We start from the raw sequence: 17193 nt of genomic DNA, 5'->3' as shown, positions 1-17193 counted from the left end.
CGACGTCGCGGTCGGGTGGGCCAGGGAAGCTGCCCGGTGCCAGGGCAACGCCGGGTCGGCCCAACTCGCCCGCTGACGAGCACCCCCGGCGCCATCGCCACCGAGCGCTTCGCCGAGGCCGTCCAGACTCACGGCCTCAAGCCCAAACAGGTCGACGACTCGCAGCGGGATCGGCCGATTCCGCCGGAGCTGCCGCCGGATCCGCCGCCGCAGAAGTAACGACGACCAACCGTGGAAGAGGGGCGCCCGTGAGCGTCGGCAAGCGGGAAAAGGCCCGGGCCGGCGAGGAGTTGCTTCGCCTGGTCGAGGCGCGTGTCGGGTCCCTGGGGCCATGGCGGGATGCCCTTCGAGCCGTGCCCAGGCATCGCTTCCTGCCGGATGTGGTCTGGGTGCGGCGGGCCGGTGGGCGCGCGCCGGTGCGGGTCGATCGGCGGATGGCTCCCGAGGCGTGGTTCGAACTCGCCTATCAGGACGTGTCGGTGATCGTGCAGGTCAACGACGGCGCCGAGGGCGACGCCGATGGCGGCCCCGACTGGCCGTCCTCGGCCGCGTCGCAACCGAGCGTGGTGGCAAGGATGTGCTCGACCTCGACGTCCACGACGGGCAGCGGATCCTGGAGGTGGGTACCGGGTCGGGGTGGAGCGCCGCGCTGCTCGCGCATCGGGTCGGCGCCGATCGTGTCGTCACCGTCGAGGTCGACGCCGCCCTCGCCACCCGGGCCCGCCGGCGACTGGCCGCGCTCGGACCGGCCGCCCCCGAGGTGGTCACCGCCGACGGCGCGGCGGCAGGGCCGACCGGTGACGCCTACGACCGGTTGCTCTGTACGTGTGCCGTCGAACGGGTGCCGATGTCGTGGCTCGCCCGCACCCGACCCGGCGGCCGGATCGTCACGCCCTGGGCCACGTCCTGGACCGCAGCCGGTTCGGCGATCCTGACGACACGTCAAGACGGCTCCGCCACAGGTCGCTTCGCCCCGGGCGGCGCCTTCATGCGGATGCGCGCCCATCGCGCCGACCGGATCGACGACCTGGACACCGTCGTCCGCCCCGAGCACGTTCCGGACCTCGGCCGCACCGCGGTCTCTCCGTGGGAGGTGACCGGCGACGCCGACTTCGCGATCGGCGTCGCCGTACCCGGCGTGTGGCACCTCTGGGAGCCACAACCCCCCGCCGATTCCGTACACACCCGGTTCTGGGCGGCCGACGAAGCAGGCACCTCATGGGCCTGCGTCGACTACGACGGAACGCGGCTCACCCACCTCGCCGTACGGCAGTTCGGCCCGCGCCGACTGTGGGACCAGATATCGGCCGCGCACGCCTGGTGGGCTTCGGCAGGCCGCCCCGGCCTCGACCGGTTCCGGCTCACCGTCGACGCCGACGGCACCCAGTCCGTCCGGCACGACTCGCCCACCGGCGTCTCCTGGCCCGTCCCCGGAACCGCCCCGGGGATTCACCGCTTCCCGAAGTGCTCCACCAACCGGGAGTAGCTGTCGTCGCCGTGCCCACGCTCGACCGCACCGGCCACCAACGCCCTTGTGTACTCCGGGAATTCGACGTCGATCCCACGCGCCCTGCTCTCCCCGACCAGGTCCGCCAACGACGGCAGGTGGTGCTTGAGCGCGCCGAAGTCGGCCGCGTACTCGCCTCGGTCGACCTCGGCCGCGATCGACGGCAGGATCGAGAACAGCGCCGACACCGAGGGGCCGGCCTGCTCCAGGAAATGTCCCACCTCGATGCCCTCGGCGGACAACAACGCCGCCGCGTGCAGAAAACCGTTGAGTGTGCCCCACATCGTGCCGTGCACGGCCATCCCGTACAGGCCCGGAATCCCCGCGTCCTCGCCGAGCAAGCTCCCCCGCCCGCCGATGAGCGCCAGCTCCGCGCCATACCGGGCGAAGACCTCCCCGGACCCGCCGTAGAACACCACCGCGTCCGGATCCCCGACGGCCGGCGCGATCGTCATGATCTGCCCGTGCAGATAGGCCGCGCCCCGCCCCGCCGCCCACTCCGCCATCGCCCTGGCCTCCCCCGACGTCCCGTCCGTCAGATTGACCACCGCGCGACCCACGAGCGCGTCCCCGGCCGCCGCCAAGATCTCCCGAGCCGCGTCGTTGCCCTTCACGTTGACGATCACCAGCGACCCCGCCGCGACCGCCTCCCGAACATCGCCCGCCGACCGCGCCCCCAGCGCGACCAAAGCCTCGTCCCGCCCCGGCGTCCGGTTCCACACCATGGTCGATCGGCCCCCGGCGACGAACGCACCCGCCAACGCCGAGCCCATCTCCCCCAACCCGAGCACGGTCACCGCCGTACGCGCATCGCTGCCATCGGAGGCAAAGGTGGTGGTGGTCATGATCGCGGCCCCTCCCGAGATGCCGCGACCGGCACCCACGCCGGCCCCGGCGACGTAGTCGTACAGGAGCCAACACGCTAGGAATTCAACCGCACTTGAGGTCAAGGCCCACACCGCGAAAGCACCACGAACACACCGCGAACAGGCCACGAGCACACCCCGACCCACCCCGACTACGGCACCAACAGCACCCGCCCCGACTGCCCCCGCCCCTCCAGCACCCGATGCGCCTCGGCCGCCTCGGTCAGCGGCAGCCGCGCATGCACCGCGACCCGCAACCGACCCGAGGCCAGGTGGTCGGCCACCTCGGCCGTCTCCCGCCGCGCCGCCGCCGGATTCGCCGCCTGCCAGGCGAGCAGCGAGAACCCGGCCACCGACCGCAACGCGAACAGGTCCGTGACCGAAATCGCCGGCAACTCGCCACTCGCCGCGCCGTACACCGCGATCCGACCGAACGGAGCCAACAGGTCGAAGCTCTGCCGCAGAATCGCGCCGCCCACCGAGTCGAGCACGACATCGACCCCACCCGGCGCCACCTCGCGCACCCGCGCCGGCCAATCGAGGTCGGCGTAATCGACGACGAAGTCGGCGCCGTACTCCTCGACAAAGGCGAACTTGTCCGCCGACCCGACCGTGGCGACGACCGTACCGGCCCCCAACAGTCCGGCCAGTTGCACCACCACATGCCCGATCCCGCCGGCCGCGGCATGCACCAACACCGTCTCGCCGGCCGCGACCCGCCCGGTACGCAACGCCCGCAGCGCAACCGGCCCCGCCATCGGCAACGCGCTCGCCGCACCGGCGTCGAGCCCCTCGGGCACCTCGACGAGCCACTCGGCGTCCGCGACCACGAAGTCGGCGAACGCGTCCTCCGCCAGGCCGGCGACCCGGCGGCCGACCTGCCACCGCGTCACATCCGGGCCGACGCCCTCGATCACACCCACCACGTCCCCCGTGAGCACACCCGGCAACGGCCTCTGGAACAACGGCCCCGCGGCCGGCCCGAGCCGAAACCTGGTGTCCACGAAGTTGGCACCGATCACCTCGACCCGGACGAGCACCTGCCCCGGCCCGGGTTCGGGGCGGTCGACCTCCTCCACGGTCAGTACCTCCGGGCCGCCGTACTCGTGATAGCGGACTCGTCGCATCCGATCCTCCTGGGCACTGGGATCATGGGTGAACCCGACCGACGCCAAACTGGACCATCGGTCAACTTAATCCGAACGTACTGGACCGCCAGTCCAGTTGTCCATCGACCCCGGCAACTCCCACCGACCCCTTCGACCCCACGCCGACCCCACGGCAACCCACCCCGACCGACGAGGAACGCGATGACGCAAGACCGCCCCGAACGCGCCGACGCGGCCCGCAATCGGCGCGCGATCCTGCTGGCCACCGAGGAACTCCTGGCCCGATACCGCCCCGAGCAGATCTCGATGGAGCAGGTCGCCACAGCGGCGGGCGTCGGCAAGGGCACGGTGTTCCACCGCTTCGGCAGCCGGATGGGCCTGATGCACGCGCTGATGGCGGAGCGCGCACTCGCCCTGACCGAGGCCGTCTCCACCGGGCCGCCGCCGCTGGGCCCGGGCGCACCGGCGGCCGAACGACTGGTCGCCTTCCTCGACGCCGTCGTCGACGTGATCGCCCGCAACAAGGGGCTGTTGGCCGCGCTCGGCCACGCCGACACGACCGTCGCCGCCAAGTCGGACGAGGACCCGCGCACCGCGCACCCGGTGTACGGCTTCTGGCACGGACACATCGCCGACCTGCTCGCCGCCGAGCGCCCGGACCTGGACGCCGAGTTGCAGGCACACATCCTGCTGGCCGGCCTACAGAGCCGGTCGACCCTGCTCCTGCTCGAACAGGGCGAAGCCGAACGCCTCGCAGCCGCCCTCCGCGTCCTGGCCCGCGCCCTGCTGCACGCCCCGACACAAGGCGGCTGACAACCGGGCGCGGCGCCTTCCGCGGCCGAAAAGCCGATCGCCCCCGGTGCCGAAAAGGCACTCGGGGGCGACGAAAACCCGGCAATCAGCGCGGGAGGGAACCCACTCGAAACTCGGACCCGAAGGCCGACGCACACAAAACCGACCTCGGCCCCGAAAGCCGGCCGAAGCCGCCGAGGGCCGACTCGACCAAGCCCGCGCTCAACCCCCGACGCCGACCCACGCAAACCTCACGCCCACAACTGACCCTGCAACCCCTCGACCGCGGCCTCGGTGCTCTCGGCCGTATAGATCCCGGTGGACAGGTACTTCCACCCTGCGTCCGCGATCACGAACGCGATGTCCGCGTCCTCGCCCGCCTTGACCGCCTTCCGCGCGATCCCGAGCGCCGCGTGCAGCACCGCGCCGGTCGAGATGCCCGCGAAGATGCCTTCCTTCTCCAGCAGTTCCCGGGTACGCCGAACCGCGTCGGCGGAACCCACCGAGTAGCGCGTGGTCAACACCTCGGCGTCGTACAACTCCGGCACGAAGCCCTCGTCGAGGTTGCGCAGGCCGTACACCACGTCGTCGTAGCGCGGCTCGGCCGCGACGATCGTCACGCCCGGAACCTTCTCCCGCAGGTAACGACCGACGCCCATCAACGTGCCGGTGGTGCCCAGCCCGGCCACGAAGTGGGTGATCGTCGGCAGATCCTCCAGCAACTCGGGCCCGGTCGTGGCGTAGTGCGCGTCCGGATTGGCCGGATTGCCGTACTGATACAACATCACCCAGTCGGGATTCTCGGCCGCGAGCTCCTTGGCCACCCGTACCGCCGTGTTGGAGCCGCCCGCCGCCGGCGACCCGATGATCCGGGCGCCCCACATGCGCAACAACTCGCGGCGTTCCTCGGAGGTGTTCTCCGGCATCACGCAGACGATCCGGTAACCCTTGAGCTTGGCCGCCATCGCCAGCGCGATGCCGGTGTTGCCCGAGGTCGGCTCCAGGATCGTGCAGCCGGGGGTGAGCAGCCCGTCCCGCTCGGCCGCCTCGATCATGTGCAGCGCCGGACGGTCCTTGATCGAACCGGTCGGGTTGCGGTCCTCCAGCTTGGCCCACACCCGCACGGTCGGCGACGGCGACAGACTCGGCAGGCCGACCAACGGGGTGCGGCCCACCGAGTCGAGCAACGATTCGTAGCGCATCAGATCGAGCCGCCGGCGACCGCCGGAAGAATGGTGACCGTGTCGCCGTCGCCCAGCTTGGTGGTGAGCCCGCCGGTGAACCGCACGTCCTCGTCGTTGAGGTAGACGTTGACGAAGCGGCGCAGTTCGCCGTTCTCCTCCACCAGGCGAGCACGCACGCCCGGGTGCCGGGCCTCCAGGTCGACCAGCAGGTCGGCGAGCGTGGCGCCGGACCCGGGTACGGCCTTGGCGCCGTCGGTGTAGGTGCGGAGGATGGTCGGGATGCGGACCTCGATGGCCATGGATGCGCTCCTCTGGTGTTGACTCGAACGGAGAGAACGCAGTCCGGACGCGGGCCGCACCCCAAACGCTCCGACGGGGCCGATGGAGACCGCGGGGCGGGGGTCGTTCGCATGCGCCGGTGCTGCGGGACTTGCCTGCTGCCTGGGGTGCCTGGTGAGCCGATCCGGGAAGCGGATCAGCCCACGCGCGCAGCGCGACAGAGGGCGCTGGAGAGTCGGCACAGATCGACGTGCAGGCGTGCGACGAGAAACGCGCCCGGGGCACCGCCCGGCACCGCTTCCGTCGTATTCACGCCCGCATAACGCATATGGTCATGCTAGCCATTCCCCCGGCCCGCTCCGATGTGATCTCGCATGGCGGAACACCCCATATCGACAGGTGAGACGCAGCGGGTCCGGCAAGGGAATCAACCGGCAACAATCCGACATCGATCACCCCTGCATCGACAGGCATCAATAGGTGTCCACCACACTGACCTCCTCCTCGGTGATCACCCCGTCGACGATCCGGTACGACCGGAACTCGTACGTCTCCTCGTCCCGCGTCGACACCAGCACGTAGTGCGCGTTGGGCTCGGACGCGTACGACACGTCGGTACGCGACGGATACGCCTCGGTCGCGGTGTGCGAGTGGTAGACGATCACCGGCTCCTCGTCGCGATCGTCCATCTCCCGGTAGAGCTTGAACAGGTCGGCCGAGTCGAACTCGTAGAACGTGGGCGACCGCGCGGCGTTGAGCATCGGGATGAACCGCTCGGGGCGGTCGGTGCCCTCGGGCCCGGCGACGACGCCGCACGCCTCGTCGGGGTGGTCGGCACGGGCGTGGGCGACGATCCGATCGCGCAGATCTGCGGTGATGGTGAGCATGCCCCGAGCGTACTGAGCACCTCCCGACCCCGCGCGAGGCCCACCGCCCGCCGCCGACCCGCCGATCAGACCTTCATCGGCTTCGCGTGCCGCGCCGGGATGTACGCCGCCACCAGGAACGCCACCCAGATCGGCACCACGTACAACGCGATCCTGGTGTCCGCGGAGAACCCGAGCAGGACCACCACCATCACCAGGAAGGTCAGCACCGCCCAGCCCGTGTACGGCGCACCCGGCATCCGGAACCCGTGCCCGGCCAGCCGGCCCCGGTCCACCGCCCGCCGGTAGCGCATCTGGCAGGCGACGATCATGCCCCACGTCCACAGCGCGCCCACGGTGGCCACCGAGGTGATGTACATGAACGCCTTGTCCGGCACCAGCGCGTTGATCAGTACGCCCAGACCCATCACGATCGCCGACACGGTGATCGCCGCCGCGGGCACCCGATGCGCGCTCAGCCCGCTCACCCCCGGCGGCGCCTGTCCCTCGACCGCGAGCGTGCGCAACATCCGGCCGGTCGAGTACAGGCCCGAGTTGCACGAGGACAGCGCGGCGGTGAGCACCACGAAGTTGATGATCGCGGCCGCGGCCGGGATGCCCACCCGGTCGAAGACCAGCACGAACGGGCTCTCCTGGGCGTGGAAATCGGTCCACGGCGCCAGCGAGAGGATGATCAGCAGGGCGCCGATGTAGAACAGCCCGATCCGGAACGGGATGGTGTTGATCGCGCGCGGCAGCACCTTCTCCGGATCCTGCGCCTCGCCGGCGGTGACCCCGACCAGTTCGACACCCAGGAAGGCGAACATCACGATCTGGAGCACCAGCAACGTCTCGCCGACGCCGTTGGGCGCGAACCCGCCGTCCGACCACAGGTGGGTGACCGACGCCTGGTCGCCGGCCTCGCCGAAGCCGAAGATCAGCACCCCGATGCCGACCAGGATCATCCCGATGATCGCGGTCACCTTGATCATCGAGAACCAGAACTCGAACTCGCCGAACAGCTTGACCGAGATCAGGTTGGCGGCGAACAGCACCGACAGCACCACCAGCGCGGTGACCCACTGCGGCACCGAGGGCCACCAGTACTGCACGTAGACGCCCGCCGCGGTGATCTCGGCCATCCCGGTGACCACCCACATCACCCAGTACGTCCAGCCGGTCACGAAGCCGGCGAACGGCCCGAAGAACTCCCGGGCGTACTCGGCGAAACTGCCCGCCACGGGGCGATACATCAGCAGTTCACCCAGCGCGCGCATCACGAAGAAGATCACTACGCCGGCCACCGCGTAGGCCGCGATCAACGACGGCCCGGCCTTCTCGATCGCACCGCCCGCGCCCAGGAAGAGGCCGGTACCGATCGCGCCGCCGATCGCGATCATCTGGATCTGACGGCTGTTGAGTCCCCGTTCGTACCCTTCGGCGTCGACACTCGGTTCGGCCGCGTTCGCGCTCGATCCGGCCTCGGTGTCCATCATGATCGCTCCCGTTCGTCGGTACGGAGGCCGTATTACCAACGAACCGGGGCGGAAACCCGGATGCCGATCGATCCGGCGTGTCCCTTTTTCAACGGATACGCCATGTACAAGGAACGCGCCTTTGCCATGGGCACGCCGCGCGGCGTGCCCTCGACCCACCGGTCGCTACAGCGCCCCGAGCAACGAGTCCTGCAGGCCGCCCAGCCAGTGGAAGACCGCGAACAACCAGCGCCGCGGATCGTCGTCGGCCAGCTTGGCTTCGAACTCCTCCATATCCTCGGTGACTTCGAGCCGGGTGCCGATCACCAGCCGCAGGTCGTTGAGCGTGCCCAGCCAGGCCTGAACGCCGGCCGCGTCGAGCACCACGCGGTGTTCGCCGCCCTGGGTGCGCAGCTCCTCGGCGTCCGCCGGTTCGGTCAGGTCGACCAACTCGGCCAGGTCGGCCAGCACGATCCGCGCGTTGTCCCGCTTGCGCAGCCGCAGGTCGGTCTCGGTGTAGCGACGGAACTCGGCCGCCGCCTCGGCGTCCTCGGCATACGCGTCCGGCAGCAGGCGGGCCAGCGCGGGGTCGTCCGGGGTGACCGGCACCTCGGACGAGCCGAGCCCGGTCAGGCCCAGCTCGGCGGCCAGCGGATCGGTCGCGTCGTCGTCGGGCGAGACCATCTCCACCAGTTGACCGCACAGATCGGCCAGCACCCGCACGTGCATGTCCTCCAGGACGATCTCGGGTCGACCCGAGCGTCCGCGCATGAAGAGGCCGTTCACAGGCTGTGCAACTCCCGGAGAAGGTGGGGCGGGAACCGAAGTGGTCGGCGGGCCGAACGGGCGAACCGCCCGGGTGTCACTTGTCGTGCTGGATGGTGGCCCACAGGCCGAAGCCGTGCATCGCGGTGGTGTCGCGCTCCATCTCCTCGCGCGTCCCCGACGAAACCACGGCCCGCCCCTTGTTGTGCACGTCGTGCATCAGCTTCTCGGCCTTCTTCTTCGGATAGCCGAAGTAGGACTGGAAGACGTAGGTCACGTACGACATCAAGTTGATCGGGTCGTTCCAGACGATGCACACCCAAGGGGTCTCCGCCCGGACGTCCTCGTCGGGCTTGTGCTTCTCGACCTCGATGGGAGCGACACTCATGGGTCCCATGCTGCCATCCGGGCTGGGCCCGGGCGAACCGGCTCGACGAGAGCGATCGGGCCCGGATGTGACCCGGGGCGTACCCGTCACCCCTCCCGTACGGCAAAATCCCGCCCATGTCCTCTGCACCCGCACCGGGTTGGTACCCGGATCCGGAGATCACCGGCCACATCCGTTACTGGGACGGCGGTGCCTGGGTGCCGGACAGCAGTCGGCCGGCCGAGGAACCCGGCCGGTCCGCCGCCGAACAACCGGACCAGGCCGCGCAATCGGGCGGCCCCGAGGCGCTCGAACAGGGCGGTCGGGTGATCCGGGGCGAGGTGCTGTCCGCGCGGGCCGGCGGGTTGTACGACATGTCCTCGACGGGCATGTACGCACCGCCGACCGGCACACCCGAATCCGCCGGCCCGGCCGACGCCGGTGCGGCGCGCTCCGGCCCGACCGGTCCCACCGCCCCCACCGGCCCGAGGCGCGGCGCGACGCCGGGCGCCGAGGTGCCGCCGCAGCGCGCCGCCGAGGAGCCGGGGCCGTGGCGACCGGTCCAGGCCGACATCTTCGGCAGCAACGAGCGGCGCCCGGCGAACCCGGGTCGGCGCCTGCTCGCCCGGATCGCCGACGCGCTGGTGCCGCTCGCGGCCGGTGTCGCGGTCGGCATCCCGCTCGTCCCGGACGCGGTCGACCACATCCGGGACAAGATCGACCGGGCCCGCTACGAGGGCCGCGACACCACCGTCTGGCTGATCGACGGCACGACCGGCACGGCGCTCGCCGCGGTGCTCGGCACCGTGCTCGTGGCCGCACTGCTGTACGAGGCGCTGCCCACCTGGAAGTGGGGCCGCTCGCTCGGCAAGACGCTGTTCGGCCTGCGCGTCGCCGACCTGGACAGCCACGACACGCCGTCGTTGTGGCAGTCGGTGCGGCGGTGGGCGGTGCTCTACGTCCCGGGCGTGTTGGTGATCGGCCTGTTCGGCGCCCTGTGGGGGCTGTTCGACCGGCCGTGGCGTCAGGGTCTGCACGACAAGGCGGCACGCACGTTCGTGGCGCGGGACTGAGCGGGCCGGTCCGGAACGAGTCGGTCCGCAAGGGATCGGTCCGGGTCGGCTCGCCCCGCCCCCACCACTGACCCATCCAGGCGCGACACGCCCGAATTGGCCCGAGACGTCACACTTACGTCAGCTTTTGTCCGCTTTACTCGGCTTCATGACAGGTAGTGCGCCGCCTCCACCGCCCGACCCGTACGGCGACGACCCCTCGGGTCGCAACCCGTCCGGACCACCACCTCCGCCCGGCCGACAACCCCCGCCCGGCCAACCGCCGTACGGACAGCCGCCTTACGGACAACCGCCCTACGGGCAGCAGCAACCGCCCGGCGGGCAGCCGCCCTACGGCCAGGACCCGACCGGGCAGCAGCAACCCCCGTACGGCCAGGACCCGTCCGGGCAACCGCCGTACGGCCAGGACCCCACCGGGCAGTATCCCTACGGTCAGGGCGGCTCGTACGGGCCGGGCGGTCCCTACGGCCAGGACCCCTCCTACGGCGCCGGCGGCGGCGGTCACGGCGCGGGCCCCACCCTCGGCGGTCCGGCGCGGCGACTGCTCGCGCGGATCGTCGACAGCATCATCGTCGGCGTGATCGCGGGGCTGATCTCGTGGCCGGTCACCGACTACGACTACGACGACGTGACCTTCGGCTCGCAGTTCGCCTCGGGCCTGATCTTCTCGTTGGTCTATTTCGTCTACGAGGGCTTCCAGCTCGACCGGTTCGGCCGCACGCTCGGCAAACGAGTGGTGCGCATCCGGGTGGTTCGGGTGGCCGACGGCGGGCCCATCGCTGGGTCGATCGCATGGACCCGCGCCGGCGTGTACACGTTGCCCCTGGCCGTGCCCTGCCTGGGCACGCTCTTCTGGCTGGTCAACGTGTTGTGGCAATTCTGGGATCAGCCGTGGCACCAGTGTCTGCACGACAAGGCCGCCCGGACCACCGTCATCCGCGGGTCGTGACCCGGGACGGGTGATGCCGTGCGCGAATGCCGAGCACTGCCGTCGTCGTGCCCAGCGCGACCCCGATGCCCATGGCGACGGCAGCTCCCGCCACGGTGCGCGGCTCCCAGGCCGCCAATAGTGAGACCGTCAAGACGATCGTGACGAATACGCCGTAGCCGAGACGGAAGAAATCTCCTCTTGCCACGACGCACCACCTCCCCTGCACCCCTATGTGCACGCCCCCCGTCTCTCACGCTACTGCGCGGGCCGCGCAATGTAACCATTCGATTGCGATCGGGATTTATCGGTCCGGGCTGCGGGCACCCTCCCGCGACCGGTCGGAGCGGTGATCTTCGGCTCAGGAATGTCCGAGACCCGGAGAACGCAGGTGAACCCGAGGCACCTCGCCCCTGCCGTCGTCGCCACGCTGTGCGCACTGCTCCTGCCGGCCACCGCGCCTGCCGCGCCGGGCCCGGCGGCCGATCCCCCGGCGGGGCGCACCGCGGACTCCGGCCCCTTCGTCGAACGCGACGACGATCTTGCGCATCCGTTCACCGAGCGGCGCGGGCAGCGGCGCGACGCGGCGGTGCAGGCGATCACCGAGGACCCCGGGCTCACGGCGCGCACCGTGCCGGCGGGCGAGACGGGCGCGGCGGAGATCCGTCCGCCCGCCCAGGCGCGGGTGTTCGTGATCCTGGTCGAGTTCGGCGATCGCCCGAACACGTCGGGCGGGCCGGGGTCCGGCTCCCGACCGGGTGAGGCGAACCCAGCCTGCCCGGCGCATGAGGGCAACCAGCCCGGCCGGCACATGAGGCCAAGCAGCCCCGCCGGCGCTTGAGGCGAACAAGCCGAACCCCCACCGCCCTCAGGGCAAGACCCGCTCCCCCACGACCTCCGCCCCCGCCCCCCGAAGCTCGGCAAGCGCGACGGCCGTACTCTCCCGCCCCACCCCCGCCGTCAACCCCACCAACACCCGCGTCGAAAACCCCTCCCGCACCGCATCCAACGCAGTCGCCCGCACGCAGTGATCCGTGGCAATCCCCACCACGTCCACCTGCGTAACCCCCCGCGCCCGCAACCAGTCCGCCAACGACGTCCCGTCCCCGGCCGCCCCCTCGAACCCGCTGTAGGCGGCCGCGTACGCCCCCTTGGAGAAGACCTCCTCGACCCGCCCCGACTCGACCACCGGCGCGAACGCCGGATGGAACCGCGCCCCCTCGGTCCCGGCCACACAGTGCACCGGCCAGGTCCCCGCATAATCCGGCGTCGCCGAAAAGTGCGCCCCGGGATCCACATGGTGATCCCGCGTCGCCACGATGTGCGCATACGCCGGCGTCTCCGTGTGCACCGGATCCGGCGGCTGCTCGGCCGCATTGGCCGCGACGTGGTGCCGGATCGCCTCGGCGACCGCCGCCCCGCCCTCGACCGCGAGGCTGCCGCCCTCACAGAAGTCGTTCTGTACGTCGACCACGATCAATGCCCGGGTCATCGCTTCGTGCCTCCTCGTGACCGGCCCGGCCCCGTCGAGTCCGACGAGCCCGTTCCGCGCCTACTCGTAGATCGTCGGAAGTACCGGTTCCCCGCGCGAGAGCTGTGTAGCCGAAAGCGGCAGTTCCTCACGCGAACGCGCGTGTCGCGTGCGCGCCGCCGACAGCGGCTCGCGCCCGACGATCTCTCCGTCCACGACCAGCGGGACCAGCAATTCCCGCTCGCCCGGCACGGCTTCCGCATCGGCGCGAAAGGGCCGCAGCACCTCGGCCTCGGCCACCCCGTCCGCGTCGTACCGCCGCACCGCGCTCTTGCGACCGCCGTGGCTCGGCTTGCCCGGCGACTTCTTGGCCACCGGCACCAGCGGCGCGTCCGGCGCATCGCTCATCGCCCGCGCGACCAGTTTGTACACCAGCGACGCGGTCGGCTGCCCCGAGCCGGTGACCAATTGGGTGCCTACCCCGTAGGCGTCCACGGGAGCCGCCCGCAGCGAGGCGATCGCGTACTCGTCGAGGTCGCTGGTGACCACGATCCGGGTCTTGACCGCCCCGAGCTCGTCGAGCTGCGCCCGTACCCGGTGCGCGAGCAACAGCAGATCACCCGAGTCGAGCCGAACCGCGCCGAGTTCGTGCCCGGCCACCTCCACCGCCGTGCGCACCGCACTCGCCACGTCGTAGGTGTCCACGAGCAGCGTGGTGTCCGCGCCGAGCGCGGCCACCTGCGCCGCGAACGCCTCGCGCTCGTCGTCATGCAGCAGCGTGAACGCGTGCGCGCTGGTGCCCCGAGTCGGGATCCCGTACCGCTGCCCGGCACGCAGGTTCGAGGTGCTCGCGAAACCGCAGATGTACGCGGCCCGCGCGGCGGCCACCGCCGCCTCCTCGTGGGTGCGGCGCGAGCCCATCTCGATGCACGGACGCCCGGCCGCGGCCGACGTCATCCGGGATGCGGCGGCGGCGACGGCGGCGTCGTGGTTGAGGATCGACAGGATCAACGTCTCCAGCACCACCGCCTCGGCGAAGCTGCCCTCGACCACCACCAGCGGCGAACCCGGGAACCAGCACTCGCCCTCGGCGTAGCCCCAGATGTTGCCGGTGAACCGGTAGCCCGCCAGCCAGTCCAGCGTCGCCGGACCGACCACCCCGGCCTCGCCGAGGAAGCGCAGCGTCTCCTCGTCGAAGCGGAAGTTCTCGATGGCGTCGAGCAGCCGCCCGGTGCCGGCGGTCACGCCGTAGCGCCGACCGTCCGGCAGTCGGCGGGCGAAGACCTCGAACACCGAACGGCGATGCGCCGCGCCGCTGCGAAGTGCGGCTTCGAGCATCGTCAGCTCGTAGTGATCCGTGAGCAATGCCGTGGTTGCGGTGTCCATGTCGTCAGCATAACACGATTACTCGTCAGTTTGACGATTACTCGCAAGAGTGGTGCGCATCACGGTAATTCGCCCACTCAAGCCTCGATATCCGGACAATATCCACCATCTCGCTACCCGACCCGGTCCTCCTCCGGCGTCGGCGCCCAGGTCGAACCGTTGATGTGCGTGCCGCCGCCGACGAAGAGCGTGTTCCCCGTGACATAGCGCGAGTCGTCACTGGCCAGGAACAGGGCAGCGCCGCCGATGTCGGTCTCCGGGTCGCCCATCCGGCCCATCGGATTGGCCGACTCCGCGAGCGCGGCGGCCTCCGGGTTCACCTTGGCGTAGGCCGCGAACGCGTCGGTCCTGGCCCCGGGACAGATCACGTTGGCCCGGATCTGATGCGGCGCCCACTCCCGCGCCGCCGAGCGGGTCAGCGCCCGCAGCGCCTCCTTGCCGACGTTGTACTCGGCGGTGAACCGATGCGCGTTGACGCCGTTCAGGCTGGCGATGTTGATCACGCTGCCGCCACCCGCGTCCCGCATCGGCTCGAACGCCGCGCGCATCGTCCACCATCCGGCCCACAGGGCCATGTCCAGACCGTGCTGCAACATCTCGTCGGTCTTGTTCTCCAGGCGGTTGATCCGCCCGCCGCCCCACGCGTTGTTCACCAACGTGTCCAACCGGCCCCACCGGTCCAGCGCGGCCTCGACCAGGCCGACCGCCTCCGCCTTGACCGTGACGTCGGCGACCACCGCGAGCGTGTCGACGCCGAACACCTCGGCGATCTCGGCGGCGACCCGATCCGCCGACTCGGCCCCGATGTCGTTGACCAGGATCCGACATCCCTCGGCCGCGAACCGCCGGGCGATCCCGCGCCCGATGCCCGCCCCGGAGCCGGTGATCACCGCGACGTGGTCCTGAAGACGTCCTGCCATGGTGTTGCCTCCCACGTTGATCGTTTTGCCTTCGTGGGTATCCGCAACAGCCCTACAAAACAAGGGCCTCCCGCCGAAAGCGCGACGAAGCCGCAGGTCAGCTGGGGCGCCACTGGTGATCGCAGTCCCGACACTTGCGGTCCCCGTACGGCATCGAGGACACCTTGCCCGAGCCGCACTCGGGACACGTGGGACCGTCCGCGGCGGTCGGCGGACGCCAGCGCGCGGCGCACGAACCGCAGACGTAGTCGCCGACGATGTCGGTGCTCACCTTGGTCGAGCCGCACTTGCCGCACTGCACCTCGACGTGTCGCCGCTTGCGCGGCGCGGCCCGGCCGATCGCCGCCTGGCGTTCGCGCTGCGCGGAGAAGCCCCAGTAGGAACGCAGCCGGTCGGCCATGTCCGGCTGCAGGTCCGCCCCCCGGCCGTACGGCGCTTCGCTGCTCGGCAGGTCACTCATGCCCGTCACGGTAGGCCATCCGGGCGACCGGGCACCGGTTCGCGGCCCGAAAATCCCGTCGCCGACAACCCGGTGTCGGTTATCGTCGAAACATGTGGATCAACGGGCAGCGAGCTACCGGCGTCGGGCCGGCGAACCGAGCGCGATAGCGCCGCTCGGCCCGGCTCGGCGTGTGTGTACTCCCACCGCCCGCTGCTCTCGCGAAGGCCGATTCGCCATGCTCTCGCCACAGATCCGTTCCACCTTCCTCGACTTCTTCACCGCGCGCGGACATCGCCTCGTGCCGTCCGGTTCGCTGCTGCCGCCCGATTCGAGCCTGCTCGTGGCCAACGCGGGGATGAACCAGTTCAAGCCCTGGTTCCTGGGCGACGTCGAACCCGAAGTGCCCCGCGCGACCTCGGTGCAAAAGTGCGTACGCACCGTGGACATCGACAACATCGGACACACCCGCCGGCACTCCACCTTCTTCGAGATGCTCGGCAACTTCTCCTTCGGCGACTACTTCAAGTCGGAGGCGATCGGGTTCGCGTACGAGGTGCTGACCGAACACTTCGGCCTCTCCCCCGACCGCCTGTGGGTCACCGTCTACGAGGACGACGACGAGTCGGCGCGCATCTGGCGCTCGGTCGGCATGCCCTCGGAGCGGATCCAACGCCTGGGCGCGGCGGACAACTTCTGGTCGATGGGCGTACCGGGGCCGTGCGGTCCGTGCTCGGACGTCACCTACGACCGGGGACCGGAGTACGGGCGCGACGGGGGACCCTCGGTCGACCCCGAACGCTTCGTCGAGTTGTGGAGCCTGGTCTTCATGCGCAGCGTGCGCGGCGAGAGCGAACCCGGCGGCGGTTTCCCGGTACTCGGCGACCTACCACGCACCGGCATCGACACGGGCCTGGGCCTGGATCGGCTCGCGACGGTGCTCCAGGGCGTGGACAGCACCGTACAAACCGACCTGCTGCGCCCCACGTTGGCGACGGTCGAGGAACTGGCGGGCCGGGCCTACTCCCCCACCGACCGCGACAACCCCGATCGGGTGTCCTTCGAAGTCCTCACCGACCACGCGCGGGCGATCGCGTTCCTGCTCGCGGACGGCATCCGTCCGGGCAAGGAGGGCACCGAATACGTCCTGCGTCGACTGATCCGAAGGGCGCTCCGACACGGCCGTCGCCTCGGCATCCGGGGCCCCGTCCTGCCACCCCTCACCGCAAGCATCGTCACGACGCTCTCCCCCGCCTGGCCGGAACTCACCCGAAGCGCGTCCCTCATCGAATCCCTGACCGCCCGGGAGGAAGAATCCTTCGCCCGCACCCTCCACAAGGGCACCCGCCTCCTCGACAAGGCGATCCGCCGCCGCCTGGAAGCCGGCCACCCCGACCTCCCCACCGAAACCGTCGTCACCCTCTACACCACCCACGGCTTCCCCCCGGACCTGACCCTCGAAGCCGCCAAAGAAGCCGGCCTGACCATCGACACCCCCCCCCACCTCACCTCCCTCCTCCCCCCACCAACCCACCCCTGAAGCAACCCCCAAGCCCGGCCGGCCCCGGTACCTCACGACCCGGCCGGCGCTTGGGGCCACTCGCCCCCGCCGGCACATGAGGCGAACCCAGCCGGCCCGACGCGTGGGCCACCCAACCTCGCCGACGCTTAGCCGAATCAGCCCGACCGGCGTTTGAGGCCATCCAGCCCCGCCGGCGCTTGAGGCGAACCAGCCCGGCCGGCGCTTGAGGCCACCCAGCCCCGCC

At 70.8% G+C, this 17193-nt stretch carries 22 protein-coding genes; 7 read left to right on the top strand and 15 right to left on the bottom strand.

What is annotated here, in order from left to right:
• The first annotated feature begins 36 nt into the window (after nt 1-36).
• Nucleotides 37-219, top strand: coding sequence for a hypothetical protein (locus tag ABZ374_RS07140; protein WP_360307381.1), 183 nt, complete (start codon nt 37-39; stop codon nt 217-219).
• Between the two features lie 247 nt (nt 220-466).
• Here ABZ374_RS07140 and ABZ374_RS07135 read toward each other — a convergent pair whose 3' ends face one another.
• Nucleotides 467-598 (bottom strand): hypothetical protein, encoded by a 132-nt coding sequence (locus ABZ374_RS07135; protein ID WP_360307378.1) that lies wholly within the window; start codon nt 596-598, stop codon nt 467-469.
• On the opposite strand from ABZ374_RS07135, the gene ABZ374_RS07130 reads away from it, so the two are divergent.
• The gene (locus tag ABZ374_RS07130; RefSeq protein ID WP_360307375.1) at nt 578-1486 is read left to right on the top strand and encodes a methyltransferase domain-containing protein; all 909 of its coding nucleotides are present in this window, start codon (nt 578-580) and stop codon (nt 1484-1486) included. The two genes, ABZ374_RS07135 and ABZ374_RS07130, sit on opposite strands and share 21 nt — an antisense overlap.
• On the opposite strand, the gene ABZ374_RS07125 is transcribed toward ABZ374_RS07130, so the two are convergent.
• Nucleotides 1450-2352 (bottom strand): NAD(P)-binding domain-containing protein, encoded by a 903-nt coding sequence (locus tag ABZ374_RS07125; RefSeq protein ID WP_360307372.1) that lies wholly within the window; start codon nt 2350-2352, stop codon nt 1450-1452. The genes ABZ374_RS07130 and ABZ374_RS07125 overlap by 37 nt on opposite strands.
• A 173-nt stretch (nt 2353-2525) precedes the next feature.
• A complete protein-coding gene (locus tag ABZ374_RS07120) occupies nt 2526-3500 on the bottom strand; it encodes a zinc-binding dehydrogenase (RefSeq protein ID WP_360307369.1) in 975 nt (324 codons plus the stop codon).
• A gap of 183 nt (nt 3501-3683) precedes the next feature.
• Here ABZ374_RS07120 and ABZ374_RS07115 point away from each other — a divergent pair, with 183 nt between their 5' ends.
• Nucleotides 3684-4295 carry a TetR/AcrR family transcriptional regulator gene (locus ABZ374_RS07115; RefSeq protein ID WP_360307366.1) on the top strand — a complete coding sequence of 204 codons (612 nt, stop codon included), beginning with the start codon at nt 3684-3686 and terminating at the stop codon, nt 4293-4295.
• Between the two features lie 230 nt (nt 4296-4525).
• Here the strand turns inward: ABZ374_RS07115 and ABZ374_RS07110 are convergent, their stop codons facing one another.
• The 7 genes from ABZ374_RS07110 to clpS all read right to left on the bottom strand — a co-directional run bounded on the left by ABZ374_RS07110 (nt 4526) and on the right by clpS (nt 9240).
• On the bottom strand, nt 4526-5476 hold the full coding sequence (locus tag ABZ374_RS07110) for a cysteine synthase (RefSeq protein WP_360307363.1): 951 nt from the start codon (nt 5474-5476) through the stop codon (nt 4526-4528).
• A complete protein-coding gene (locus ABZ374_RS07105; RefSeq protein WP_360307360.1) occupies nt 5476-5757 on the bottom strand; it encodes a MoaD family protein in 282 nt (93 codons plus the stop codon). The genes ABZ374_RS07110 and ABZ374_RS07105 overlap by 1 nt, the downstream gene beginning before the upstream one ends.
• A 176-nt stretch (nt 5758-5933) precedes the next feature.
• Nucleotides 5934-6032, bottom strand: a complete 99-nt coding sequence (locus ABZ374_RS07100; protein ID WP_360307782.1) for a putative leader peptide — start codon at nt 6030-6032, stop codon at nt 5934-5936.
• 178 nt (nt 6033-6210) lie between these two features.
• Complete coding sequence (locus ABZ374_RS07095) at nt 6211-6624, bottom strand: M67 family metallopeptidase (RefSeq protein WP_360307357.1); 414 nt, start codon at nt 6622-6624, stop codon at nt 6211-6213.
• Nucleotides 6625-6689: 65 nt separating this feature from the next.
• A complete protein-coding gene (locus ABZ374_RS07090; RefSeq protein ID WP_360307354.1) occupies nt 6690-8099 on the bottom strand; it encodes an amino acid permease in 1410 nt (469 codons plus the stop codon).
• A gap of 165 nt (nt 8100-8264) precedes the next feature.
• A complete protein-coding gene (locus ABZ374_RS07085) occupies nt 8265-8864 on the bottom strand; it encodes a DUF2017 domain-containing protein (RefSeq protein ID WP_360307351.1) in 600 nt (199 codons plus the stop codon).
• A gap of 76 nt (nt 8865-8940) precedes the next feature.
• Entirely contained in the window at nt 8941-9240 is a 300-nt protein-coding gene (gene clpS / locus ABZ374_RS07080) for an ATP-dependent Clp protease adapter ClpS (RefSeq protein ID WP_040877269.1), read from the bottom strand.
• 107 nt (nt 9241-9347) lie between these two features.
• On the opposite strand from clpS, the gene ABZ374_RS07075 reads away from it, so the two are divergent.
• Together ABZ374_RS07075 and ABZ374_RS07070 are read left to right on the top strand one after the other, a co-directional pair.
• Nucleotides 9348-10283, top strand: coding sequence for an RDD family protein (locus ABZ374_RS07075; RefSeq protein ID WP_360307348.1), 936 nt, complete (start codon nt 9348-9350; stop codon nt 10281-10283).
• A 148-nt stretch (nt 10284-10431) separates the two neighbouring features.
• Nucleotides 10432-11232, top strand: coding sequence for an RDD family protein (locus tag ABZ374_RS07070; RefSeq protein WP_360307345.1), 801 nt, complete (start codon nt 10432-10434; stop codon nt 11230-11232).
• Here the strand turns inward: ABZ374_RS07070 and ABZ374_RS07065 are convergent.
• Complete coding sequence (locus ABZ374_RS07065; RefSeq protein WP_158696122.1) at nt 11216-11419, bottom strand: hypothetical protein; 204 nt, start codon at nt 11417-11419, stop codon at nt 11216-11218. The genes ABZ374_RS07070 and ABZ374_RS07065 overlap by 17 nt on opposite strands.
• Nucleotides 11420-11602: 183 nt before the next feature.
• Here ABZ374_RS07065 and ABZ374_RS07060 point away from each other — a divergent pair, with 183 nt between their 5' ends.
• Nucleotides 11603-12052, top strand: coding sequence for a hypothetical protein (locus ABZ374_RS07060; protein ID WP_360307342.1), 450 nt, complete (start codon nt 11603-11605; stop codon nt 12050-12052).
• A gap of 27 nt (nt 12053-12079) precedes the next feature.
• On the opposite strand, the gene ABZ374_RS07055 is transcribed toward ABZ374_RS07060, so the two are convergent.
• From ABZ374_RS07055 to ABZ374_RS07040, 4 genes are all read right to left on the bottom strand, one after another.
• A complete protein-coding gene (locus ABZ374_RS07055; RefSeq protein ID WP_360307340.1) occupies nt 12080-12703 on the bottom strand; it encodes an isochorismatase family protein in 624 nt (207 codons plus the stop codon).
• 60 nt (nt 12704-12763) lie between these two features.
• Nucleotides 12764-14068, bottom strand: coding sequence for a nicotinate phosphoribosyltransferase (locus tag ABZ374_RS07050; protein WP_360307337.1), 1305 nt, complete (start codon nt 14066-14068; stop codon nt 12764-12766).
• Nucleotides 14069-14181: 113 nt separating this feature from the next.
• On the bottom strand, nt 14182-14988 hold the full coding sequence (locus ABZ374_RS07045) for an SDR family oxidoreductase (RefSeq protein WP_360307335.1): 807 nt from the start codon (nt 14986-14988) through the stop codon (nt 14182-14184).
• A 97-nt stretch (nt 14989-15085) separates the two neighbouring features.
• Nucleotides 15086-15448 carry a hypothetical protein gene (locus tag ABZ374_RS07040; protein ID WP_360307333.1) on the bottom strand — a complete coding sequence of 121 codons (363 nt, stop codon included), beginning with the start codon at nt 15446-15448 and terminating at the stop codon, nt 15086-15088.
• Nucleotides 15449-15665: 217 nt separating this feature from the next.
• Here ABZ374_RS07040 and alaS point away from each other — a divergent pair, with 217 nt between their 5' ends.
• Nucleotides 15666-16967: an alanine--tRNA ligase gene (alaS, locus tag ABZ374_RS07035; protein WP_360307330.1), complete on the top strand. Its 1302-nt coding sequence runs from the start codon at nt 15666-15668 to the stop codon at nt 16965-16967.
• The last annotated feature ends 226 nt before the right edge of the window (nt 16968-17193 follow it).

The sequence above is a fragment of the Embleya sp. NPDC005971 genome (assembly GCF_040629175.1).
Lineage (GTDB): Bacteria > Actinomycetota > Actinomycetes > Streptomycetales > Streptomycetaceae > Embleya.
Note: the sequence above shows the minus strand (reverse complement) of the source record. Positions and strands in the feature narration are given on the sequence as shown.